Raw genomic sequence first — 22,685 nt, 5'->3', positions numbered from 1 at the left:
AAGCAGGGGGTCTCGGCGACAGGACGGGGTCTCAGCGCAGCGGCAGCCCCATGTGCGCGAGCGCGAGGTCGAGGGCGCGCGGGTCCTGCTTGCGCGCCTGCTGCTCGCGGAGCATGTCGAGGGCGAGCTCTCGGCGTTCGGCGCGCGCGGCGATGCGGCGATCGACGTGCCGCGACAGGGCGGCGGCGAGACGCTGCAGCGACCTCTCGAACGGCGTGGGGGTGGCGAGTCGAAGCGTTGCGGTGGTCATGATCACTCCTTTGGCATCGTCTGGCGGCTGTTCGCCGTCGGAAGGTCGAAGATCTCGGTGCGCAGAGTCACGCGGCGCGTGCCGGCCTGGTCCGCCTGACCTCGGTACCGCTCGATGGCGGCATCGACGAGGCTGGTGAGCTCGCTCTTGAGCTCCGCCATCTGCTCGGGGGTGAGGTCGAGCATCGTCGTCATGACGAGGCCTGCGTCCTCCCACCCTTCGGGCACCTCGGTCGCCGGGCGATTCAGGTAGTCCATGAGCGTCTGGTGGCGGAGGCGGAAGAACTCGGAGGTGACGATCTGCGCGGCCGCCCGGTTCGCCGGCGACATCTGCTCGTCGGGACCGGGAAGGTTGATGCGTCCCTTCGGGCGCTCCCACCACCGTTCCCTGGCGGTTCCCCTGTCCGCCACCTCGCGGATGAGGTCGTGGGCCGCGAGCGCGCGCAGATGGTAGCTGGTCGAGCCCGACGTCTCGCCGATCAGCGCGGCGAGACTGCTCGCCGTCTGCGGGCCGCGCTCACTGAGGATGTCGTAGATGCGCACGCGCAACGGGTGCGCGAGCGCCTTCAGCGCTCCGGAGTCGAGGGTACGGCCTTCTTCGTTCGTCATGCATGCAAAGATACTCTTGCAAAGATGTCTTTGCAAGCTTTTCTTTGCAATAGTTCTCGGGAGGTCAGGTCACCGCTGCTCGCGCAGTCACGAACGCCGCCACGCAGCGCTCGATCTGCTCCGCGGTGTGCGCGGCGCTGAGCTGCACCCTGATCCGGGCGAGGCCGCGCGGCACCACGGGGAAGCTGAACGCGGTCACGTAGATCCCCTGCGCCTGCATCTCCTTCGCAATACGGGCCGTCAGCGCGGCGTCGCCGAACATCACGGGCACGATCGGGTGCTCCCCCGGGAGCAGGTCGAAGCCCTCGGATGCCATCCGCGCCCGGAACAGGGCGGCGTTGTCGCGCAGGCGGGCACGCAGGTCGGCGGAACCCTCGACGAGGTCGAGCGCCGTCAGCGTGCCCGCGACGATGGCGGGAGCGAGCGTGTTCGAGAACAGGTACGGACGGGACCGCTGGCGCAGGAGCGCCACGATCTCCGAGTGGGAGGCGACGTAGCCGCCGGATGCTCCGCCGAGCGCCTTGCCGAAGGTGCCCGTGTAGATGTCCACGCGGTCCGCGACGCCGCACAGCTCGGGTGTCCCGCGGCCGTTTTCACCGACGAATCCGACGGCGTGCGAGTCGTCGACGAAGACGAGCGCGTCGTAGCGCTCGGCGAGGTCGCAGATGTCGGCGAGCGGCGCGATGTAGCCGTCCATGGAGAACACTCCATCGGTGACGACCACCCGGAAGCGGGCGTCCCATGACGCCTTCAGCTGCTCCTCGAGGTCGGCCATGTCGCGGTTCCGGTAGCGCAGGCGCCGAGCCTTCGACAGACGGATGCCGTCGATGATCGAGGCATGGTTGAGCTCGTCGGAGATGATCGCGTCCTCGGCGCTGAACAGCGTCTCGAAGACCCCTCCGTTCGCGTCGAAGCAGGAGGAGTACAGGATGGCGTCGTCCGTGCCGAGGAAGCCGGAGAGCCGGCGTTCGAGCTCCAGGTGCTGCTCCTGGGTGCCGCAGATGAAGCGCACGCTGGCCAGGCCGTAGCCCCACTCGTCCAGTGCGCGCTTGGCGGCGGCGAGGATGCGGGGGTCGTCGGCGAGGCCGAGGTAGTTGTTCGCGCAGAAGTTCAGCACCTCGGCGCCGTCGGCGGTGATCTCCGCGCTCTGCGGTCCGCGGATGCCGCGCTCGTGCTTGGTGAGCCCCGCCTCCTCGATGCCTGCGAGCTCCGACGCCACGTGCTTCTGGAATGTCCCGTACATGTTGAACTCCGTCCTCCTACAGCTCGGTCCAGTCGAGGATGATCTTGCCGGTGCCGGCGGATGCCGCCGCCGCGAATCCGCGCTCCCACTCCCGCGCGGGCAGGACATCCGCGATGACCCGTCCGATCGAGTCGCGCAGGGCCGCGCTGGTCTGCAGCATCGCCCCCATGGCGTTCCAGGTCTCGAACATCTCGCGGCCGTAGATGCCCTTGATGGTGAGCATGTGGGTGACGAGCTTGCCCCAGTCGATGCTGAAGTCTGCGCTCGGCAGGCCGAGCATCGCGATGCGCCCGCCGTGGTTCATGTTGTCGATCATCGCGGGCAGGGCGGACGCCGCTCCGCTCATCTCGAAGCCGACGTCGAATCCCTCGCGCATGCCGAGCGCCTTCTGCGCGTCGTGGATGTCGCGGACGGAGACGTCCACGACCTCGTCGGCGCCCATCTGCCGTGCCATCTCCAGCCTCGGGGCGCTGACGTCGGTCGCGGTGATGAAGCGCGCGCCCGCGTGACGCGCCACCGCGATGGCCATGAGGCCGATCGGACCGCAACCGGTGACGAGCACGTCCTCGCCGACGAGAGGGAAGGTCAGGGCGGTGTGCACCGCGTTGCCGAGCGGGTCGAAGATCGCGCCGAGCTCCGGGGTCACGTCCGCGTGGTGCACCCAGACGTTCGTCGCCGGCAGGGTGAGGTACTCGGCGAACGCGCCGTCGCGCTGCAGGCCGAGGCCGATGGTCCGGATGCACATCTGCCGGCGCCCGGCACGGCAGTTCCGGCAGGTGCCGCAGACGATGTGCCCCTCGCCGGAGACGCGGTCCCCGACGGCGATGTCTCGGACGAGGGGTCCGACCTCGACGACCTCGCCGTAGAACTCGTGACCGGGGATGAGCGGCGCGTCGATGGCGGAGGCCGCCCAGTCGTCCCAGTGCAGGATGTGCAGGTCGGTGCCGCAGATGCCGGTGCGGAGGACGCGGATGACGACCTCGTCGGGCGCTGCCACGGGATCGGGCCGCTCGACGAGCTCCAGTCCGGCTGCGCGTTCCGCCTTGAACAATGCCTTCATGCTTCGATCACACCGCATCCGACTTTGTAGAACAATGCCGACTCTCTGCATCGTCCATGTAGCTCCAGCTAAAGTGAGGTGATGGAGCTCCACCACCTGCAGATCCTCCGAGAGCTCGGGGCCCTGGGCAGCGTCACCGCGGTCGCCGAGGCGCTGAACGTCACCCCGTCGGCCGTGTCCCAGCACCTTGCCGCGCTGCAGCGCGGCTTCCGCACGCCGCTCACCCGCAAGGACGGCCGACGGCTCGCCCTCACCCCGGCGGGCGAGGTGCTCGCCGCGGCCGGAGCCGAGGCGATCGACGCGATGGCCGCCGCACGGAGCGCCCTGGACGAGTTCGAGGGGACGCGCTCGGGCGTCGTCACGATCAGCGGCTTCCACAGCGTGGGTCAGGCGCTGTTCGGATCGCTGATCCGCGAGCTCGGGGAGGAGCCGGACTCCCCCACTGTCCAGCTCACCGACGAGGACGTCGCGCAGAGCGAGTTCCCCGCGCTCACCGCGCGCTACGATCTCGTGCTCGCGCACCGGATGGAGCACTCGGCGCCGTGGCCCTCGCAGGGCATCCGCAGCCTCACACTGGCCCGCGAGCCGCTCGACGTGGCCGTCTCCGCGTCCCATCCGCTCGCGGGCCGGAGCACCGTGTCCCCCGCAGAGGTCGTCGGTCACCCCTGGGTGACGAGCAGGATCGGCTACTCGCCCGACGACGTCCTTCGCGCCGTGTCCGCGGTATCCGGTCAGGCCGTCGAGATCCGCCATCGGATCAACGACTACGGTGCCGTCTCGGCGGTGGTGGCGGCGGGTGAGGTGCTCGGGATGCTGCCGCGCTACACCTCCCGCAGCGTGGACGACCGCGACATCGTGCGGCTGCCGCTGCGCGGCGTGAGCACGCACCGCATGATCGACGTGCTGGCGCGGCCGGAGAACCTGCGTCGACGTTCGGTCCGCGTCGTCGTCGAGGCCCTGGAGAGGGTGATGGCTAGGCTCAGAGAATGACCTCCGTCTCGAATCCGCTGCTGCAGCCGTCCACGCTCCCGTACGGGCTTCCCGACTACGCGGCGATCAGGCCCGAGCACTACCTGCCCGCGTTCCAGGCGGCGTTCGAGGAGCATCTGCAGGAGATCCGGCGGATCACGACGGTGCGCTCGATGCCCACCTTCGAGAACACGATCGCGGCCCTCGAGCGTGCCGGCGAGCTGCTCGACCGCGTCGCGCACGCCTTCTACACCGTGAGCTCCGCCGACGCCACGCCGGAGATCCAGGCCGTCGACGAGCAGCTCGCTCCGCTCATGGCGGCGCACACCGACGCGATCCGGCTCGACGGCCCCCTCTACTGGCGCGTGCAGCAGGTGCACGCCCAGCTCGACGATCTCGGCCTGGATCCGGAGCAGCGCTACCTCGTGGAGCGACACCACCGCGAGATGACCCACGCCGGCGCGGGTCTCGACGACGAGGCGAAGGCACGCCTGACACTGCTGAACCAGCAGCTGTCGACGCTCAGCAACACGTTCGAGCGCAATCTGCTGGCCGACACGAACGATCTGGCGGTGGTCTTCGACTCCGCCGAGGAGCTCGACGGGCTCAGCACCGGCGAGCTCTCCGCCGCGGCCCGCGCGGCGAAGGAGCGCGGACTCGACGGCCGCTACCTCGTCTCGCTGCCCCTCTTCACGGGGCACCCCTACCTCGCCCGGCTGCGCGACCGGGAGTCCCGCCGCCGGATCATGGCGGCATCCCGCAGCCGCGCCTCGCGAGGCGACGCCAACGACAACCGCCCCGTTCTGGCGGAGATCGTGCGGCTGCGCGCCGAGCGCGCCGCTCTTCTCGGCCACGCCTCCCATGCCGCCTACGTCACGGCAGACGAGACCGCCGGCACACCCGAGGCGGTGGAGCGGATGCTGCGCCGCCTCGCCGCACCCGCCGCGCGCAACGCCGCCGCCGAACGCGCCGCGCTGCAGGCGATCGTCGACGAGACCGAGGATGACCCGTTCCCCGTCGAGGCGCACGACTGGGCGTTCTACACCGAGAAGGTGCGCACAGCCCGCTACGACATCGACACCGGCGCGCTGCGGCCGTGGTTCGAGGCCGAGCGCGTCCTGCGGGACGGCGTGTTCGCCGCGGCGACGAAGCTCTACGGGGTGACCTTCACCGAGCGCCCCGACCTCGTCTCGTATCACCCCGGCGCGCGGACGTTCGAGGTGCAGGATGCCGACGGCACGGCGGTCGGCCTGTACGTGCTCGACCTGTACACGCGCGACACCAAGCGCGGCGGCGCCTGGATGAACCCGATCGTCAGCCAGTCACGCCTGCGCGGCACCCTCCCGGTCGTCGTCAACAACCTCAACGTGCCGCTGCCGGGCGCCGGCGAGCCGACCCTCCTCACCCTCGACGAGGTGACCACCCTCTTCCACGAGTTCGGGCACGCATTGCACGGGCTCTTCGCCCGGGTGACGTACCCGCACTTCGCCGGCACCAACGTGTTCCGCGACTTCGTCGAGTTCCCGAGCCAGGTGAACGAGATGTGGATCCTGTGGCCCGAGGTGCTCGACGACTACGCACGCCACCATGAGACCGGAGAGCCCCTCGATCCCGCGATCGTCGAGCGGCTCCGCGCGACGGAGACGTTCGACCAGGGGCACGCGACCAGCGAGTACCTCGCCGCCGCCTGGCTGGACCAGGCCTGGCACCGGGTCGGCACGGATGCCGAGATCGACGACGTCGCGGCGTTCGAGGCCGCCGCTCTCGCCGACATCGGGCTCGATGATCCTGCAGTGCCGACGCGTTACTCGTCGACGTACTTCGCGCACGTGTTCTCCGGCGGCTACAGCGCCGGGTACTACTCGTACATCTGGAGCGAGGTGCTCGACGCGGACACCGTCGAGTGGTTCCGGGAGAACGGCGGACTCACGCGCGAGAACGGCGACCGGTTCCGGCAGCGGCTTCTCGGGGTCGGCGGCTCCAAGGACCCGCTGGCGGCGTACCGGGACTTCCGCGGCCGCGACGCGGAGATCGCGCCGCTGCTGAAGCGACGCGGACTGGAGACCTGACCGACGCGGCCGCTGAGGCGGCTCACGGATCCAGGCGGTAGAACCGCCAGAGCGGATGCTCGATCGGCAGCACCGTCGAGCTGGCGAAGCCGGCCTGCGCCGCCCAGTCGCCGACGGTGGAGGGGCGCAGGACGGTGCCGTTCGCGGTCCTCTCCCCCTCGGCCATCGTCGCCGGCAGGCAATGCAGCACGCTGAATGCGTAGTTCAGCCGATCGAGGAAGTCGCCGTCCGGTGTGAAGGCATCGGCCACCTTCTCGTCGCCGATGAGCACGGCGCCGACGGGTCGCAGCAGGTCGCGGGCCACGCGGAGCGCTGCCGCCGGCTCGTTCATGTCGTGGAGCGCCTCGAAGACGGTCACGAGGTCGAAGCCGTCGCCGGAGACACCCTCGAAATCCTCCGGGACGGTGGCGTTCGCGCGACGGACCAGCACCCGGTCGGCGAGCCCCTGCGCCTCGACGAGGGCTTCGGCTTCGGCGACGGATGCCGGATCGAGGTCGACCGTGACGACCGTGGACTGCGGGAACGCCCTCGCCAGGGCGATGCTCGACCACCCCGTGCCGGCGCCGAGGTCGAGGATCCGCCCGCCGTCGCGGAGCCGCTCGTAGACGTCGGGGAGCGCGGCGACCCAGTCCTCCAGGTCGTTCACGTAGCCGGGCCGGTTGAGCTGCTCGAGCCCGTGCCTGACCCCGGTGCCGAAGGCGCCGTAGCGGACGCCGGTGCCTGTTCTGGCCGCGTCGACCACGTCGTCGAACGCCGAGGCTGTGCCGGCGAACATCGTCCCCGCCCCGATCGCATAGGCGGGATGATCCGGGTCGAGGAACACCGGCCGGTGCGCAGCGGGAAGCCTGAAGCGACGCTCTTCCGCCGGTGCGGAGGCACCGTCGACCGTGAGGAAGCCGGCCGTCGCCTGCTGCTCCAGCCACTCCCGCGTCATGCGTGCGTCGATCCGCGCATGCGCGGCGAGCTCGCCGGCGGTCGCGTCACCCAGGTGCACGAGCCCCTCGTACAGCCCCAAGCGGCGCCCGAACTCGATGCTCAGCAGTTCGAGTCCCGGCAGGAGCGACTCGATGAGACGCTCCGCGAGGCTCTCGGCGATGGCGGCGTCCTCGCCGCCCGACGGCGTCGTCGTGCTCATAGGACCATTGAACCGCGCCCGGGAGTGGCGCGCACCTCCTTCTCATCGGCGCCCCCCGTGATCGTCGCGTCCTGAGCCGCCCTCTGCCTGCGCTTCGCTCCCGCGACGGGTCAGAGCGCGGGCGCGGTGTAGAGATCGACGCGGCAGCCGCCTTCGCCCGGCTCCAGCTGGACCCGGTCGAAGGACGCGCGGAAGACCGAACCGTCGGCTGCCCGAACCACGACGATGCAGTCCTTGGACTCCGCGACACCGACAGCAACGACGGATTCTCCGGAGTCGGTGGTCGTCGTGTCGACGGAGACCCCGGGCTCAGGGAACTCCGCCTGCACGCGCATCGCCAGCTCGGCCGGATCGACATCCTCCAGGATCGCGCGCACCCGATTCTCCGCGTCGTCCGGGAGTTCAGGACGAGCGGCCGCGACCGGAGGATCGACATCGTCCGGCAACGAGGCGCAGTCGACATCGGTCCGCACGGGGTACTCGTGGATGATGAGCCGGAACCGGTAGCAGCGCTCCGCCGACCCCTCGGTGTTCGACGCACCGAACACGGCGGTCGCGGACTGCGCCTCCACGGTGGCGAGGATGCGGACGTCGATGACGGCCTCTTCCCCCTGCCGCGTCGATCCTGACCAGGCGACCGGGGTCACCACGACGGAGTAGTGTCCGAAACGCTCGGCGGCGAGTGTCTCCGCATCCGCAGTGTCGCGTTGATAGCCGAGGTCCTCCACGATGGCGTCCGCCGTCGCAGACACGTTCCGCGCGGCGATCTCGTCGCCGTCCTTCGTCCGCGCCGCGTCGAAGAAGAGCACCACGAACGCGATCACGCCGACGACCACCACCGCGAGGCCCACGACGAACACCGTCGCGACCCACCGCATGATCTTCTCCATCAGCGGTCCAGCCACTCCATCGCCTTGTACCAGGTGAGCTGATGATAGCTCTGTGCGAGGAGTTCGCCGAGACCGTAGAGCGACAGGACGTGCACGGCGATCGATTCGCCGTCGTCCAGGGACTGCTCCGCCGTGCGCACGCAGCCGCGAGCGAGGAAGTGATGCACGCGGTTGGTGTGGCTGCCGAAGTTCGCCCAGGTCGCTCCGAGCTCGACGATCTCCGCGGCGGTGCAGCCGGTCTCCTCGCGAAGCTCCCTGGCCGCGGCATCCGCCGGCATCTCGCCGGCCTCGACGGCGCCGCCGATCGTGCCGAGCGCGACGGTCCCGGCACCGTGCCGGTACTCCTCGACGACGATCGCGCTGCCGTCCTCGTCGAGGGCGAGCAGAGAGATCCAGTCCCCGTACTCGAGCACGTAATAGGGAGAGATCGGGCGGCCGTCCGCGTCCCGGCAGTCGTCCGCGCGCACGCGGATCCACCGGTCGGCGACGACGGTCTCGCTGCCGACGACGGTCCAGGGCGCGGGCGCGGCGGTCACGCGCTCTTGCGCTTGCGCTCCATCACGATGGTGGGCGGCGCGCCCTCGTCGACGGCGGCGCGGGTGATGATCACCTTCGCGACGTCATCCGTCGACGGGATCTCGAACATGATCGGGCCGAGCACGTCCTCGAGGATGGCACGCAGGCCCCGAGCGCCGGTCTTGCGCTCGACGGCGAGGTCGGCGATCGAGCGGAGCGCCTCCTCCTCGAACTCGAGCTGCACGCCGTCGAGCTCGAACATGCGCTGGTACTGCTTGACCAGGGCGTTGCGCGGGCCGGTGAGGATGTCGATGAGGGCGTCCTGATCGAGCGGCGACACCGAGGTCACCACGGGGAGCCGGCCGATGAACTCGGGGATGAGGCCGAACTTGTGCAGGTCCTCGGGGAGCACCTCGCTGAACAGGTCGAGATCCTTGCCCTTGTCGTGCAGCGGGGCGCCGAAGCCGATGCCGTGCTTGCCGACGCGGGAGGAGACGATGTCCTCGAGACCGGCGAACGCACCGGCGACGATGAAGAGCACGTTCGAGGTGTCGATCTGCAGGAACTCCTGGTGCGGGTGCTTGCGTCCGCCCTGCGGAGGGACGGACGCGACCGTCCCCTCGATGATCTTCAGCAACGCCTGCTGCACGCCCTCGCCGGAGACGTCTCGCGTGATCGACGGGTTCTCCGCCTTGCGGGCGATCTTGTCGACCTCGTCGATGTAGATGATGCCGGTCTCGGCGCGCTTGACGTCGTAGTCGGCGGCCTGGATGAGCTTGAGGAGGATGTTCTCCACGTCCTCGCCGACGTAGCCGGCCTCGGTGAGCGCGGTGGCGTCGGCGACCGCGAACGGCACGTTGAGGCGCTTGGCCAGGGTCTGCGCGAGGTAGGTCTTGCCGCACCCGGTCGGTCCGATGAGCAGGATGTTGCTCTTCGCGATCTCGACGCTCTCGGCCTTCTGCTCGGCCGGCTGCAGGGTGCCGTGCGCGCGGATGCGCTTGTAGTGGTTGTAGACGGCGACGGCGAGGGCCTTCTTGGCGGGCTCCTGCCCGACGACGTACTCCTCGAGGAAGGAGAAGATCTCACGGGGCTTGGGCAGCTCGAAGTCGGCGCTGCCCTCGCCGGAGGACTCCGCCATCCGCTCCTCGATGATCTCGTTGCACAGCTCGACGCACTCGTCGCAGATGTACACACCGGGACCTGCGATGAGCTGCTGCACCTGCTTCTGGCTCTTTCCGCAGAACGAGCACTTGAACAGGTCAGCGCTTTCACCGATGCGGGCCATGCGCGTCCTCCTCAGGATGCCGAGATCGTCCTCCGAGCCTAACCTCTGCAGGGGACACCGGGACGCATTGGCGCGGGCCGTCTCGGAAAGCGCGAGGGCCCGCGGCGCCGATGCGCCGCGGACCCTCGGCGATCCGACTCAGACCATGCTCTTCGTGTGCCAGACCGTCTTCACCTCGGTGAACGCGCCGATCCTCTCCGGCGAGGCGGTGACCTCACCGGGGGCGAGCACCCGCTTGAGGGTCTCCGCGGCGGCGATCTGCATGTCGACCCAGTCGAGGTCGCCCGCGCCTGCGAGGTCGAGGGCGTTGACGTCCTGGTGGGACGCGAGCCACGGCGCGATCTCGGCCGGCGACCCGGTGAGGACGTTCACGACTCCCCCGGGCACGTCGCTGGTGGCCAGCACCTCCGCCAGGCTGATGGCCGAGAGCGGATGCCGCTCGCTGGCGATCACGACGACCGTGTTGCCGGCGACCAGGGCCGGAGCCACGACCGACACGAGACCGAGCAGCGCGGAGTCCTGCGGCGCGACGATCGCGACGACCCCGGTCGGCTCCGGCACGGAGATGTTGAAGTACGGTCCCGCGACCGGGTTGGCGTTGCCCGCGACCTGCGCGTACTTGTCGCACCAGCCCGCGTACCAGACCCAGAGGTCGATCGCCTCGTCGACCTGGGCACCCGCCACGGCGGCGGACACGCCCTCCTGGGCGACGATCTCGTCGATGAACTGCGCACGCCGGCCCTCGAGCACCTCGGCGACGCGGTACAGCACCTGTCCGCGGTTGTACGCGGTGGCGCCGGACCAGCCCTTCACGGCGGCACGGGCGGCGACGACGGCATCCCTGGCGTCCTTGCGCGATGCCTTGGCCGCATTCGCCAGGAACGCGCCCTTGGCCGAGACGACCTCGTAGGTGCGGCCGGACTCGCTGCGCGGGAAGGCTCCGCCGATGGCGAGCTTGTAGGTCTTCGGCACGGTCAGTCGCCTGCTCATGCTGCGGCTCCCTTCAGGTACGCGGTGAGGCCCTGACGTCCGCCCTCGCGGCCGTATCCGGACTCCTTGTAGCCGCCGAACGGGCTCGACGGGTCGAATCGGTTGAAGGTGTTCGCCCAGATCACGCCGGCGCGCAGCCGGTCGGCGACCGCGAGGATGCGCGACCCCTTGTCCGACCAGATGCCAGCGGAGAGTCCGTAGGGAGTGTTGTTCGCCTTCGCGATGGCCTCGGCGGGCGTGCGGAAGGTGAGCACCGACAGCACGGGGCCGAACACCTCGTCGCGGGCGATGCGGTGCGAGGCCTCGACGCCGGTGAAGATGGTCGGCGCGAACCAGAACCCCTTCTCGGGGATGACGCAGTCGGCCGTCCAGCGCTCGGCGCCCTCGGCCTCGCCGATGTCGCTGAGCTCGCGGATGCGGGCCAGCTGCGCGGCGGAGTTGATCGCGCCGATGTCGGTGTTCTTGTCGAGCGGGTCCCCCAGACGCAGCGTGGAGAGGCGGTTCTTCAGCCGCTCGATGACCTCGTCGTGGATCGACTCCTGCACGAGCAGGCGGCTGCCTGCGCAGCACACGTGCCCCTGGTTGAAGAAGATGCCGTTGACGATGCCCTCGACGGCCTGGTCGATCGGCGCGTCGTCGAACACGATGTTCGCGGCCTTGCCGCCGAGCTCCAGAGTGAGCTTCTTCGGGGTGCCGGCGACGGCGCGCGCGATGTCACGGCCCACCCCGGTGGAGCCGGTGAACGCGACCTTGTCGACGTCGGGGTGGCGCACGAGCGCCGCTCCTGTGGCGCCGGCACCGGTGACGATGTTCACCACACCGGCGGGGAGGTCGGCCTGCTGCAGGATCTCGGCGAAGATCAGCGCCGTGAGCGGCGTGGTCTCCGCAGGCTTCAGCACCACGGTGTTGCCTGCGGCCAGGGCCGGGGCGAGCTTCCACGCGAGCATGAGCAGCGGGAAGTTCCACGGGATGACCTGACCGGCGACGCCGAGCGCGCGCGGGTTCGCGCCGAGACCGGCGTAGTCGAGCTTGTCGGCCCATCCCGCGTAGTAGAAGAACCACGAGGCGACGAGCGGAACGTCGACGTCGCGGCTCTCCTTGATCGGCTTGCCGTTGTCGAGGCTCTCGGCGACGGCGAGCTCGCGGGCGCGCTCCTGCACGAGACGGGCGATGCGGAAGAGGTACTTCCCGCGGTCGCGTCCGCTCAGCTTCGACCACGTCTTCTCATAGGCGCGGCGTGCGGCGGCCACGGCGCGGTCGACGTCCTCATCGCTCGCCGCGGAGATCTCCGCGATGCGGCTCTCATCGGACGGCGAGATGGTGGTGAAGCTCTTGCCTGAGCCGTCGACGAACTCGCCGTCGATGAACAGGCCGTAGCTGTCGCGCAGGTTCAGAATCGCCTTCGACTCCGGCGCGGGTGCGTATTCCAGGAAAGACATATCTCGTCCTCAGTCGATCGTGACGTAGTCGGGGCCGGAGTAGTGGCCGGTGGTGAGCTTCTGACGCTGCAGCAGCACGTCGTTCAGCAGGCTGGAGGCGCCGAAGCGGAACAGGTGCGGCTGCAGCCACTCCTCGCCGACGGTCTCGGCGACGGTGACGAGATACTTCACCGCGTCCTTGGACGAGCGGATGCCGCCTGCGGGCTTCACGCCGATGCGCTCGCCGGTGCCGCGGTACCAGTCGCGCACGGTCTCGAGCATGAGCAGCGTGGTCGGAAGGGTCGCTGCCGGCTGCACCTTGCCGGTCGAGGTCTTGATGAAGTCGCCACCGGCGAGGATTCCCAGCCACGAGGCGCGCTTGATGTTGTCGTAGGTGTTCAGCTCGCCGGTCTCGAGGATGACCTTGAGGGAGGCGTAGCTTCCGTCCGGACGACGGCAGGCCTCCTTGACGGCCGCGATCTGGTCGAAGACCAGCCCGTAGCGACCGGAGAGGAAGGCGCCGCGGTCGATGACCATGTCGATCTCGTCGGCACCGGCGGCGACAGCCTCAGCGGTGTCGGCGAGCTTGATCGCCAGCGAGGAGCGCCCGCTCGGGAAGGCGGTGGCGACCGCGGCGACGGAGATGAGCCCGTCGTCGGGGTCGCCGTGCAGCCCGCCGAGCGCCTCGACGGCATCCGCGACCATGTCGCCGTACACGCAGACCGCGGCCACGCGCGGGCACGTGGGGTCGGCGGCATCCGGGTTCTTCGCCTTCGCGACGAGGGAGCGCACCTTGCCCGGGGTGTCGGCGCCCTCGAGAGTGGTGAGGTCGATCAGCTTGATGATCGTGTCGAGCGCCCAGGCCTTCGACGTGGTCTTGATCGACCGGGTGCCGAGGCCGGCCGCGCGCTGCTCGAGGCCGACGGCGTCGACGCCGGGAAGCCCGTGCAGGAAGCGGCGCAGCGTGGCGTCGTCGGGCTCACCGCCCAGGACGTCCACCGCCGTGCGGCGGCTGAGTTCTTTGGTGGTCACTGTTCCTCCAACAGGGCTCGGGCTGTGATCTCATCGGTCACCAGGACGCTGCACAGGCCGCTGGTCACGACTGTACGCGCGATGTCGTGCTTGGCGGCACCCGCGGTGACGAAGATTGCTCGGTCGGCCGCCCGCAGGCGGCTCAGCTCGACGCCGACGGTGCGGGCGTCGAGCTGGGGATCGACGATGTTGCCGTCCGCGTCGATGTAGCGGCCGAGCACATCGCCGACGGCGCCGCGCCGCGCGAGCTCCTCGACGTCGGATGCCGACAGGTAGCCGTTCTCGACATGCGCCGAGGTCGCGTCGCAGGGGCCGGCGGTGAAGAGGAAGGCCTGCGCCTGTGCAGCCTCCTCCAGGACGGCGGCGACCGTGCGATCGGCTTCGATGGCCTGCTTCGTCTCGACCCGTTCGAGGATGGCCGGGCTGGGCAGCAGGGACACCTGCCCGGAGGCTCGCTGGGCGATGGTCACGGCGAGGCCCGCGGCACCGCCGGAGCGTCGGTTGAGGCTCACTCCCCCGTTGAGCTGGACGACGGTGACGCCCGTCGCCCATCCGTCCTCGAGCGCCTCGGCGACGGCGCGGAGGGTGCGACCCCAGCTCACCCCGAGAGTCCGCGGGACGGGTCGCATGGCGGTGAGGTAGTCGGCCGCCCCCTGGGCGACCCGCTCCAGGGTGCCCTCGTCGCCCTCCGGCGCCGGGACGACGATCGCCGCCGCGAGGCCGTGGCGTTCGACGAGCTGACGCTCGAGTCCGAGCCGGCGGGCGCGTGGATGCACGATCTCGATGCGGACGATGCCGCGCTCGCGGGCCTGGGTGAGCAGCCGCCCGACCTTCCAGCGGGAGATCTTCAGGAGAGCGCCGATCTCGTCCTGCGTCTTGTCCTCGTCGTAGTAGAGCTCAGCGACGCGGACCATGACCAGTTCGTCTTCCACGGCAACCTCCTTCTGCATCCAGGGTAGGCCCTTGGGCGCGTACGCGCACCTGGTTGCTCATATGAGCATAGTTGCGGCGGGGCGTGCACATCCGCCGGACACGACGAAGGGCGCCGGTCCGAGGACCGGCGCCCTTCTGTCGGGGGTGCGTGTCAGGCGCGCTTGCGCGTCGTCAGCACCTGGTCGACGATGCCGTACTCGAGCGCCTGCGTCGCCGAGAGGATGTTGTCGCGATCGATGTCGCGGTTCACCTCTTCGACCGACTTCTTGGTGTGCGCCGCCAGGGTCTCCTCGAGCCAGGTGCGCATGCGGAGGATCTCCGCCGCCTGGATCTCGATGTCGGATGCCTGGCCGTGGCCCGCCTCGCCCATCGCGGGCTGGTGGATCAGGACGCGGGCGTTCGGCAGCGCGAGGCGCTTGCCCGGCGCGCCGGCTGCGAGGAGCACGGCGGCCGCGGAGGCCGCCTGACCGAGGACGACGGTCTGGATCTGCGGCGCGACGTACTGCATCGTGTCGTAGATCGCCGTCATCGCCGTGAACGATCCGCCGGGCGAGTTGATGTACATCGTGATGTCGCGCTCGGAGTCCTGGCTCTCCAGGACGAGGAGCTGCGCCATCACGTCATCCGCCGAGGCGTCGTCGACCTGCACGCCGAGGAAGATGACACGGTCCTCGAACAGCTTGTTGTACGGGTCCTGGCGCTTGAAGCCGTACGCCGTGCGCTCCTCGAACTGCGGGAGCACGTAGCGGCTGGACGGGAGGCTGCCGGCGGACTGGAAGGTGGGGGTGTACATGGAAGGTCCTCTCGAATCCGTCACTCGGCCGGTGCCGCGGTGCCGCCGCCGCCGGTCACGTCGCTGGCGTGCTCGCGGATGTGGTCGACGAAGCCGTACTCGAGGGCCTCCTCGGCCGTGAACCAGCGGTCCCGGTCGCCGTCGGCGTTGATCTGCTCGACCGACTTGCCGGTCTGACCGGCCGTGATCTCCGCGAGGCGCTTCTTCATCGAGAGGATGAGCTGCGCCTGGGTCTGGATGTCGCTCGCCGTGCCGCCGAAGCCGCCGTGCGGCTGGTGCAGCAGCACGCGCGCGTTCGGCGTGATGTAGCGCTTGCCCTTGGTGCCGCTGGTGAGGAGCAGCTGTCCCATCGACGCGGCCATGCCGATGCCGACGGTCACGATGTCGTTCGGGACGAACTGCATCGTGTCGTAGATCGCCATGCCCGCGGTGATCGAGCCACCGGGCGAGTTGATGTAGAGGTAGATGTCCTTCTCAGAGTCCTCTGCGGCGAGAAGAAGGATCTTCGCGCAGATCTCGTTGGCGTTCTCGTCTCGCACCTCTGAGCCCAGCCAGATGATGCGGTCCTTCAGCAGCCTGTCGAAGACGCTCGTCGCGACGAGGGGTTCTGCAGCCATGTCAGCTCCTGTTTCCGTGTTTCGGTGATTCGAATCTACCGGCGACAACGCGGGACGCAGGTCGTGTTCGCCGTCGGCATATCAGGTGTCGCGATCGGCGATCTCGTGCGCATAGGCGGTCATCGACCGGTGGTACCGAGGAAGGTGCGGGACGAGCGCGAGCAGGGCGACGGAGAGGCCCCGCGCAGGCTTCCCCGCGCTGGCGAGGATGAGCGCGTGGACGACGGCGACCGCATCCCGGTAGGGACCGTCCGCCGAGAGGTCCTCCTCCGCGCGGATGATCGCGAGAGCCTCGTCGTACTCGCCGAGGTTGCGCAGCGAGCTGGCGAGCTGGATCACGCACTGCGGCCGGTGCTCGTCGTCCAGCCCCAGCGCGAGCGCCCGCCGGTAGAGAGCGACGGCCTCCGCGGGACGTCCGGCGGAATCGCGCGCTCCGGCCCGCTCGAACTCGGCCCGCGCATCGTCGGCACCGCGTTCTGCGGCGAGGGCGTCGATGCGTGCGATGATCTCGTCGCCGACCTCCTGCCCGGACGCATCCGCCCAGACCTCGTCGACCCGTTCGTCCCAGCTCTTCATGTCGTCTCCTCGAGAGATGAGAAAGGGCGGATGCCGCAGCATCCGCCCTTCTCAGGATCGTGTCGGATCACTCAGCCTTGTCGGCGGCCTTCTTGGCCGGGGCCTTCTTGGCCGGGGCCTTCTTGGCGGCCGGCTTCTTGGCGGCGGGCTTCTCCGCGGCCTCGGCGTCGGCCTCGTCCTTCTTCGCCGGAGCCTTCTTGGCGGCCGGCTTCTTGGCCGGAGCCTTCTTGGCCGGCTTGTCCTCGGCAGGAGCCTCGGTCTCGGCCTCGTCATCGGTCACGACGAAGTCGGACAGATCCACGGCCTTGCCGTTGGTGTCGACGACCTTGACCTTGCCGAGCGCGATCGCGAGCGCCTTGTTGCGGGCGACCTCGCCGACGAGAGCGGGAAGCTGGTTCGACGACTGCAGCGCCTCGACGAACTCCTGCGGGGCCATGCCGTACTGCGCGGCGGACTGGATGAGGTACTGCGAGAGCTCCTCCTGCGAGACCTGCACGTCGGCCTGCTCGGCGATCGTGTCGAGCAGGACCTGGGTGCGGAACTGCTTCTCGCTGGCCTCGGTGACCTCGGCGCGGTGCACGTCGTCCTCGAGACGACCCTCGCCCTCGAGGTGGTTGTGCACCTCGTCCTCGATGAGCTGCGGCGGAACCGGGATGTCGATCTGCTCGAGCAGGGTCTCGACGAGCTTGTCGCGCGCAGCGGAGCCCTGCGTGAAGACGCCCTGCTGGGCGACGCGCTCGGCGAGGCTCGCACGGAGCTCGGCGATCGTGTCGAACTCGCTGGCGATCTGCGCGAAGTCGTCGTCGGCCTCGGGGAGCTCGCGCTCCTTGACGGCCTTGACGGTCACGGAGACCTCAGCCTCGGAGCCCGCGTGGTCGCCGCCGACGAGAGCCGAGCGGAACGTGGTGTCCTCGCCGGCGGTGAGCGACTCGATCGCGTCGTCGATGCCCTCGAGCAGCTCGCCGGAGCCGACCTCGTAGGACACGCCCTCGGCGCGGTCGATCTCGGCGCCGTCGATCGTGGCGACGAGGTCCAGCTCGACGAAGTCGCCCTTCGCGGCGGGACGGTCGACGGGAACCAGAGTGCCGAAGCGGGCGCGCAGGCGGTCGAGCTCCTCGTCGAGGGCCGCGTCGTCGGCCTCGACGGCGTCGACGGTCAGCGTGATGCCGTCGTAGGCGGGCAGCTCGATGTCGGGGCGGACGTCCACCTCGATGTCGACGAGCAGGTCGCCGGAGAAGTCCTTCTCGTTCGGCCACTGGGTGATCTCGGCGGACGGGCGCCCGACCACGCGGACCTTGTGCTCGACGGTCGCCTCGCGGAAGAACTGGTCCAGGCCCTCGTTGACGGCGTGCTCGATGACGGCGCCGCGGCCGATGCGCTGATCGATGATCGGCGCGGGCACCTTGCCCTTGCGGAAGCCGGGGATCTGGACGTCCTGAGCGATGTGCTCGTAGGCGTGGGCGATGCTGGGCTTGAGGTCTTCGGGGGTGACCGTGATGCTGAGCTTGACCCGGGTCGGGGTCAGCTTCTCGACGGTGCTGTTCGCCATGCTGGTGTGTCTCCTTGTGGTTTCCGCGCTGAACCGCGGCTGTGAGGCTAGAGGGTGTCGAGTCGGGGCGACAGGAGTTGAACCTGCGACCTCCCGCTCCCAAAGCGGGCGCTCTACCAAACTGAGCTACGCCCCGGGGAATCCGCACGCAGATCCAGCCTCGAAGAGTCTAACGGACCGGAGCACTCCTCACGGTCCGCTATGATCGTTGAGTCGGTGCGGCTTCGTGAAGCGGCTCGCTCCGGGGGTGTAGCTCAATGGTAGAGTCTCAGTCTTCCAAACTGATTGCGCGGGTTCGATTCCCGTCACCCCCTCGGTTCCGAAAGGCCCTCGCATCATTCTGCGGGGGCCTTCGCCGTCCCATCTGGCAGAGTCGAGGTACTCAGATCCCGACTCCGGAGGTGGCGCATCGCATGTCTGCCCGTGCTCGTCCTGCCGCGGTGAGCGTGATCGCTCTCCTCGCGCTCACCGGCTGCAGCGCTCCCGCCGCCCCGCCGGCCGCCACCGGCGAGCCTCGCTGCTTCGACCTGCTCGACGCGTTCGACAGGGCGACGGCCTTCGCCGTCGACTACGAGGAGCATCCGACCCCTTCGCAGATCGAGAAGCTCGAAGGCGTCGTCGCCGAGCTCGACGAGAAGGCGGCCGGGGCGACCGGCGAGCTCGACGCCGCATTGACGCACTACGCGGTCATCGTGGAGCGCATCAGAGACGCGGCGACCGACGACAGCATCCCGCCGGTGACCGACGACGAGTACGACGACGCGGTCTCCGGCATGCTCGAAGCCTGCGGGGCCGAAGGTGACTGAGGTCACTGGTCTCGGCGGCCACGATCTCCCGCTCCGCCTGCACGGCCCTGGCGAGGTCTTCCCCCGACGACGCCGCCGGAGGATCCCCCGCGGCGCGGCGATGGGGATCGTCGCCGCCGCGGCGGTGCTCGCCGCAGCGGGCGCCGCACAGCTGGGTGCCAATCTCACCTACGATCAGAGCGCACGCGACTACGTGGATGCCGCGCAGGCGACCAGCGCCGCTCTCGCGGAGGTGCGCCAGAGGGATGCCGTCCTGGGTGCCGGCGCGGGCTTCGCCGAATCCCTCCTCGCCGGCGACTCCGGGATCCTCGCGGATCGCTCCGCGGCGGAGACGCTCCGCGGCGCGATCGACGACGCGGCAGCCACGTCCTCCTCCGCTGACGATCTGCTCGCCGACGACATCCCGGACGCCGGCGCGAAGCCCGGCTGGTTCTGGGAGCTCTTCTCCGAGGCCGCTCGGCTGAGCGACGCTCGGCTCGATGTGGAGCGGCGCGAGGACGACCTCGACGCGGTCGCCCCCGAGATCGCTCAGGCCGCCGATGAGCTGGACGAGGCAGGCATCACGCTGCTCTCCAGCGCGGCCACGGCGGCGGCCGGATTCGAGGCCGCGCATCTCTCCGCACGGAACGACGACGTGATCGCGCTGCGGGACGCCGCCGCAGCCGTCGCGGACACGGCGACCATCGATCAGGTCGCGGTCGACGCGTTCACGACGCTCGAGGGCGCCGCAGCGCAGGTGATCGCCTCCGAGCAGGCGGAACTGGCGGAGAAGGCCGGCCCGCTGCAGGCGCCGAGGCTGGAGATCGAGGCCTTCGCCCGCTCGCTGGCGCCCGGGGTGCTGCTGGAGTTCGACTGGAACCCGATCGTCAACGGCGCCGGCGCCAACGGCAGCATGGGCGGCCTCACCACCTGGTGGTGGGACGATCCCGACCGCGCCGTGATCGAGCTCTCGAACTCCGTCGCCGAGCAGTGGCCGTCCGACCGCAGCAGGTCCCTCGTCGCCCACGAGGTGGGCCACGCCATCAGCGTGAAGTGCGAGGACCTCTACGACTCGTCGACCCAGGACAGCATCGAGAAATGGGCGACGGCGTGGGCCATCAGCATGGGCTTCACCGACGACGCCAACGGCGTGTGGGCGTACGGGTATCCGCCGCAGTCGTACATCGACGCCGCCTACGGATGCCGCTGAGGCTCGGCTTCCGGAGACGCCGGAGGCCGCCGCGACGGATCGCGGCGGCCTCTTCGGCGTTCTCAGTCCGGGGTCACTGCCCCCGGCGCTCGCGCAGCTGCGTGAGCGCGTCCTCGAGGAGCTGGACGGCTTCCTCGTCGGTGCGGCGCTCCTTCACGTAGGCGAGGTGCGTCTTGTACGGCTCGGTCTTGGCGAGCGCAGGAGGGTTCTCCTTGTCGCGCCCGGCCGGGAGGCCCGACTGCGGGTGGTCGATGATCTCCGGGATCTCCTCGTCGGGAAGACCGGCCGCGAAGTAGCGCACCGTCTCGTTGCCGAGTCCGTCCCAGTACGAGACCGCGATGCGGTCCGCGTGGTAGCCGTGGTCCTGCTCACCCATCGGGCCGGAGCCGACACGGGTGCCGCGGATCGCGTTTCCGCCGGTTGCCATCAGATCACCTCGAACTTCGTGATGAGGCCGAGCGCCACGATCGCCACGAACCACGCCAGCGCGAGCACGACGGTGAAGCGGTTGAGGTTGCGCTCAGCAAGACCGGACGAACCGACAGCCGAGGACATGCCTCCGCCGAACATGTCCGACAGGCCGCCACCGCGACCCTTGTGGAGCAGGATGAGGAGAGTCAGCAGGACGCTGGTGATACCCAGCACGACCTGCAGGACGAACTCGAGAATTTCCACGAGGAAGAGCCTTTCGCTGGGGCACGACTGCCCCCGTAACGGTCAAGTATACGGTGCAGCGGGGCCGCAGCCCCGCTGCACTCACACGCCGACGTGCTTCTCGAAGCGGATGATCGCGGCGAACTCGTCGACCACGAGGCTCGCCCCGCCGACCAGTGCGCCGTCGACATCGGGCTCGCGCATGAAGCTGGCGATGTTCGCCGCCTTGACCGAACCGCCGTACAGGATGCGGGTGCGCGCGGCGGCCTCGTCGCCGAGCTTCGCCGCGATGACGGTGCGAAGAGCGGAGCAGACTTCCTGAGCCTGCTCCGGCGAGGCGACCTGACCGGTGCCGATCGCCCAGACCGGCTCGTAGGCCACCACGATGTCGTCCGAGGCCGAGACCGCGCCGAGTGCTGTCTCGAGCTGCGCGATCGAGACAGCGGTGGGCCCGGACTCCTCGCGCTGCGTCAGCGTCTCACCCACGCAGATGACCGGTACGAGGCCGTGCTTGAGCGCAGCCTTCGTCTTGGCCGCGACGACCTCGTCGGACTCCGCGTGGTACTCGCGGCGCTCGGAGTGGCCGATGATGACGTACTTCGCATCGAGCTTCGCGAGGAACGCACCGGACACCTCGCCCGTGTACGCGCCGGAGTCGTGCATCGAGAGGTCCTGCGCGCCGAGGGCGAACGGGATCTTGTCGGCGTCGATGAGCGTCTGCACGCTGCGGATGTCGGTGAAGGGCGGGAACACCGCGACCTCGACCGAGCCGTCCTCGTGCTTCGCGTCCTTCAGCGTCCAGTGCAGCTTCTGCACGAACGCGACCGCCTGCAGGTGGTCGAGGTTCATCTTCCAGTTGCCCGCGATCAGCGGGGTACGGGACTTCATGCCCATCCGAGCACCTCCAGGCCGGGTAGCTTCTTGCCCTCGAGGAACTCGAGGCTGGCGCCGCCTCCGGTCGAGATGTGACCGAAGCGGTCGTCGGCGAATCCGAGCTGACGCACGGCCGCCGCGGAGTCGCCGCCGCCGACGACGCTGAGGCCGTCGACCTCGGTGAGCGCCTGCGCGACGGCCTTGGTGCCCGCCGCGAAAGCCGGGAACTCGAACACGCCCATCGGGCCGTTCCAGAACACCGTCTTCGACCCGCGGATGACCTCGGCGAACCGGGCGGCCGTCTCGGGGCCGATGTCCAGGCCGATGCCGGAGGCGCCGAAAGCCGTGTCCTCGATCGCGTCGGCTGCGGCCACCTCGTGCGCGGCATCCGCGGCGAAGGAGGCTGCGACGACGACGTCGGTCGGCAGCACGAGCTCGACGCCGCGCTCCGCCGCCTCGGCGATGTAGCCGCGCACGGTCTCGAGCTGGTCCTCCTCGAGGAGGCTGGAAGCGACTGCGTGGCCCTGCGCCTTGAGGAAGGTGAACAGCATGCCGCCGCCGACGAGGATGCGGTCGACGCGCGGGAGCAGGTGCGAGATGACGCCGAGCTTGTCGCTCACCTTGGAGCCGCCGAGCACCACGGCGTAGGGGCGCTCCGGGTTCTCGGTGAGCCGGTCGAGCACGTCGAGCTCCGCCGCGATCAGCAGACCGGCGGCGGAGGGAAGCAGCTGGGCGAGGTCGTAGACGCTCGCCTGCTTGCGATGCACGACGCCGAAGCCGTCGGAGACGAGGACGTCGCCGAGCTCGGCGAGCTCTGCGGCGAACGCTCCGCGCACGGCGTCGTCCTTCGACGTCTCCCCCGGGTTGAACCGGAGGTTCTCGATGACGACGACCCCGCCGTCCTCGAGGGAGGCCACGGCTTCCTTCGCCGACTCGCCGACCGTGTCGCGCGCGAAGGCGACCGGCTTGCCGAGGAGCTCGGACAGCCGCTGGGCGACGGGCGCCAGGCTGTACTGCGGATCGGGCGCCCCATCGGGGCGGCCGAGGTGCGAGCACACGACGACGCGGGCTCCCGCGTTGATGAGTGCGTTGAGGGTCGGCAGCGAGGCTCGGACACGACCATCGTCCGTTATGACCCCGTCCCGCAGGGGGACGTTGAGGTCACAACGGACGATGACGCGCTTGCCCTCGAGGGAACCCAGAGAGTCCAGGGTGCGCAGAGTCATGTGT

24 protein-coding genes and 2 tRNA genes are annotated in these 22,685 nt (G+C 69.6%); 5 read left to right on the top strand and 21 right to left on the bottom strand.

From position 1 onward, the window contains the following. Positions 1-31: 31 nt before the first annotated feature. The 4 genes from G6G98_RS00800 to tdh form a co-directional block, all read right to left on the bottom strand. A complete protein-coding gene (locus G6G98_RS00800) occupies positions 32-250 on the bottom strand; it encodes a hypothetical protein (protein WP_164233875.1) in 219 nt (72 codons plus the stop codon). A gap of 2 nt (positions 251-252) precedes the next feature. Continuing rightward, positions 253-858, bottom strand: a complete 606-nt coding sequence (locus G6G98_RS00795) for an ArsR/SmtB family transcription factor (protein WP_067352757.1) — start codon at positions 856-858, stop codon at positions 253-255. Positions 859-922: 64 nt separating this feature from the next. Continuing rightward, the gene (locus G6G98_RS00790) at positions 923-2,101 is read right to left on the bottom strand and encodes a glycine C-acetyltransferase (RefSeq protein ID WP_164233876.1); all 1,179 of its coding nucleotides are present in this window, start codon (positions 2,099-2,101) and stop codon (positions 923-925) included. A 16-nt stretch (positions 2,102-2,117) separates the two neighbouring features. After that, positions 2,118-3,161, bottom strand: coding sequence for an L-threonine 3-dehydrogenase (gene tdh / locus G6G98_RS00785; RefSeq protein WP_164233877.1), 1,044 nt, complete (start codon positions 3,159-3,161; stop codon positions 2,118-2,120). Positions 3,162-3,242: 81 nt separating this feature from the next. Between tdh and G6G98_RS00780 the strand changes: the two genes are divergently transcribed. After that, positions 3,243-4,151: a LysR family transcriptional regulator gene (locus G6G98_RS00780; RefSeq protein ID WP_067352768.1), complete on the top strand. Its 909-nt coding sequence runs from the start codon at positions 3,243-3,245 to the stop codon at positions 4,149-4,151. Then, a complete protein-coding gene (locus G6G98_RS00775; RefSeq protein ID WP_164233878.1) occupies positions 4,148-6,199 on the top strand; it encodes a M3 family metallopeptidase in 2,052 nt (683 codons plus the stop codon). The genes G6G98_RS00780 and G6G98_RS00775 overlap by 4 nt, the downstream gene beginning before the upstream one ends. Before the next feature lie 22 nt (positions 6,200-6,221). Here the strand turns inward: G6G98_RS00775 and G6G98_RS00770 are convergent, their stop codons facing one another. The 13 genes from G6G98_RS00770 to G6G98_RS00710 all read right to left on the bottom strand — a co-directional run bounded on the left by G6G98_RS00770 (position 6,222) and on the right by G6G98_RS00710 (position 18,069). Next, a complete protein-coding gene (locus tag G6G98_RS00770) occupies positions 6,222-7,334 on the bottom strand; it encodes a class I SAM-dependent methyltransferase (RefSeq protein WP_067352774.1) in 1,113 nt (370 codons plus the stop codon). Between the two features lie 110 nt (positions 7,335-7,444). Next, the gene (locus G6G98_RS00765; RefSeq protein ID WP_164233879.1) at positions 7,445-8,239 is read right to left on the bottom strand and encodes a hypothetical protein; all 795 of its coding nucleotides are present in this window, start codon (positions 8,237-8,239) and stop codon (positions 7,445-7,447) included. Beyond that, on the bottom strand, positions 8,224-8,760 hold the full coding sequence (locus G6G98_RS00760) for an NUDIX hydrolase (protein WP_067352779.1): 537 nt from the start codon (positions 8,758-8,760) through the stop codon (positions 8,224-8,226). The genes G6G98_RS00765 and G6G98_RS00760 overlap by 16 nt, the downstream gene beginning before the upstream one ends. Next, a complete protein-coding gene (gene clpX, locus G6G98_RS00755) occupies positions 8,757-10,025 on the bottom strand; it encodes an ATP-dependent Clp protease ATP-binding subunit ClpX (RefSeq protein WP_067352781.1) in 1,269 nt (422 codons plus the stop codon). Before clpX ends, G6G98_RS00760 begins: the two co-directional genes overlap by 4 nt. A gap of 138 nt (positions 10,026-10,163) precedes the next feature. Next, positions 10,164-11,015, bottom strand: coding sequence for an aldehyde dehydrogenase family protein (locus G6G98_RS00750; protein WP_067352792.1), 852 nt, complete (start codon positions 11,013-11,015; stop codon positions 10,164-10,166). Next, positions 11,012-12,454, bottom strand: coding sequence for an aldehyde dehydrogenase family protein (locus tag G6G98_RS00745; protein WP_067352794.1), 1,443 nt, complete (start codon positions 12,452-12,454; stop codon positions 11,012-11,014). The genes G6G98_RS00750 and G6G98_RS00745 overlap by 4 nt, the downstream gene beginning before the upstream one ends. A gap of 9 nt (positions 12,455-12,463) precedes the next feature. Continuing rightward, positions 12,464-13,432, bottom strand: coding sequence for a deoxyribose-phosphate aldolase (deoC, locus tag G6G98_RS00740; RefSeq protein ID WP_432207066.1), 969 nt, complete (start codon positions 13,430-13,432; stop codon positions 12,464-12,466). A gap of 29 nt (positions 13,433-13,461) precedes the next feature. After that, positions 13,462-14,397 carry a sugar-binding transcriptional regulator gene (locus G6G98_RS00735; protein ID WP_243841964.1) on the bottom strand — a complete coding sequence of 312 codons (936 nt, stop codon included), beginning with the start codon at positions 14,395-14,397 and terminating at the stop codon, positions 13,462-13,464. Between the two features lie 152 nt (positions 14,398-14,549). Continuing rightward, a complete protein-coding gene (locus G6G98_RS00730; protein ID WP_067352806.1) occupies positions 14,550-15,191 on the bottom strand; it encodes an ATP-dependent Clp protease proteolytic subunit in 642 nt (213 codons plus the stop codon). 20 nt (positions 15,192-15,211) lie between these two features. Next, positions 15,212-15,808 (bottom strand): ATP-dependent Clp protease proteolytic subunit, encoded by a 597-nt coding sequence (locus G6G98_RS00725; RefSeq protein ID WP_067352809.1) that lies wholly within the window; start codon positions 15,806-15,808, stop codon positions 15,212-15,214. Positions 15,809-15,889: 81 nt separating this feature from the next. Next, positions 15,890-16,384 (bottom strand): tetratricopeptide repeat protein, encoded by a 495-nt coding sequence (locus G6G98_RS00720; protein ID WP_067352812.1) that lies wholly within the window; start codon positions 16,382-16,384, stop codon positions 15,890-15,892. 67 nt (positions 16,385-16,451) lie between these two features. After that, a complete protein-coding gene (gene tig, locus G6G98_RS00715) occupies positions 16,452-17,933 on the bottom strand; it encodes a trigger factor (protein ID WP_067352815.1) in 1,482 nt (493 codons plus the stop codon). Positions 17,934-17,995: 62 nt separating this feature from the next. Further along, positions 17,996-18,069 (bottom strand) — tRNA-Pro (locus tag G6G98_RS00710). A gap of 107 nt (positions 18,070-18,176) precedes the next feature. Here G6G98_RS00710 and G6G98_RS00705 point away from each other — a divergent pair. The 3 genes from G6G98_RS00705 to G6G98_RS00695 all read left to right on the top strand — a co-directional run bounded on the left by G6G98_RS00705 (position 18,177) and on the right by G6G98_RS00695 (position 19,928). Then, positions 18,177-18,247 (top strand) — tRNA-Gly (locus tag G6G98_RS00705). Positions 18,248-18,346: 99 nt separating this feature from the next. Beyond that, positions 18,347-18,739: a hypothetical protein gene (locus tag G6G98_RS00700; RefSeq protein ID WP_067352817.1), complete on the top strand. Its 393-nt coding sequence runs from the start codon at positions 18,347-18,349 to the stop codon at positions 18,737-18,739. Beyond that, complete coding sequence (locus G6G98_RS00695) at positions 18,732-19,928, top strand: hypothetical protein (RefSeq protein ID WP_164233880.1); 1,197 nt, start codon at positions 18,732-18,734, stop codon at positions 19,926-19,928. Before G6G98_RS00700 ends, G6G98_RS00695 begins: the two co-directional genes overlap by 8 nt. 73 nt (positions 19,929-20,001) lie before the next feature. Here the strand turns inward: G6G98_RS00695 and G6G98_RS00690 are convergent, their stop codons facing one another. From G6G98_RS00690 to G6G98_RS00675, 4 genes are all read right to left on the bottom strand, one after another. Next, entirely contained in the window at positions 20,002-20,355 is a 354-nt protein-coding gene (locus G6G98_RS00690) for an RNA polymerase-binding protein RbpA (RefSeq protein ID WP_045258293.1), read from the bottom strand. Next, a complete protein-coding gene (gene secG, locus G6G98_RS00685; RefSeq protein ID WP_067352826.1) occupies positions 20,355-20,603 on the bottom strand; it encodes a preprotein translocase subunit SecG in 249 nt (82 codons plus the stop codon). Before secG ends, G6G98_RS00690 begins: the two co-directional genes overlap by 1 nt. An 81-nt stretch (positions 20,604-20,684) precedes the next feature. Continuing rightward, the gene (gene tpiA, locus G6G98_RS00680) at positions 20,685-21,476 is read right to left on the bottom strand and encodes a triose-phosphate isomerase (RefSeq protein WP_067352841.1); all 792 of its coding nucleotides are present in this window, start codon (positions 21,474-21,476) and stop codon (positions 20,685-20,687) included. Further along, on the bottom strand, positions 21,467-22,681 hold the full coding sequence (locus G6G98_RS00675; protein WP_067352844.1) for a phosphoglycerate kinase: 1,215 nt from the start codon (positions 22,679-22,681) through the stop codon (positions 21,467-21,469). The genes tpiA and G6G98_RS00675 overlap by 10 nt, the downstream gene beginning before the upstream one ends. Positions 22,682-22,685: the final 4 nt, after the last annotated feature.

The organism is Microbacterium hydrocarbonoxydans (assembly GCF_011752045.1).
Classification (GTDB): Bacteria; Actinomycetota; Actinomycetes; order Actinomycetales; family Microbacteriaceae; genus Microbacterium.
The sequence above is the reverse complement of the archived record's forward strand: the minus strand, read 5'-3'. Positions and strand labels throughout refer to the sequence as shown.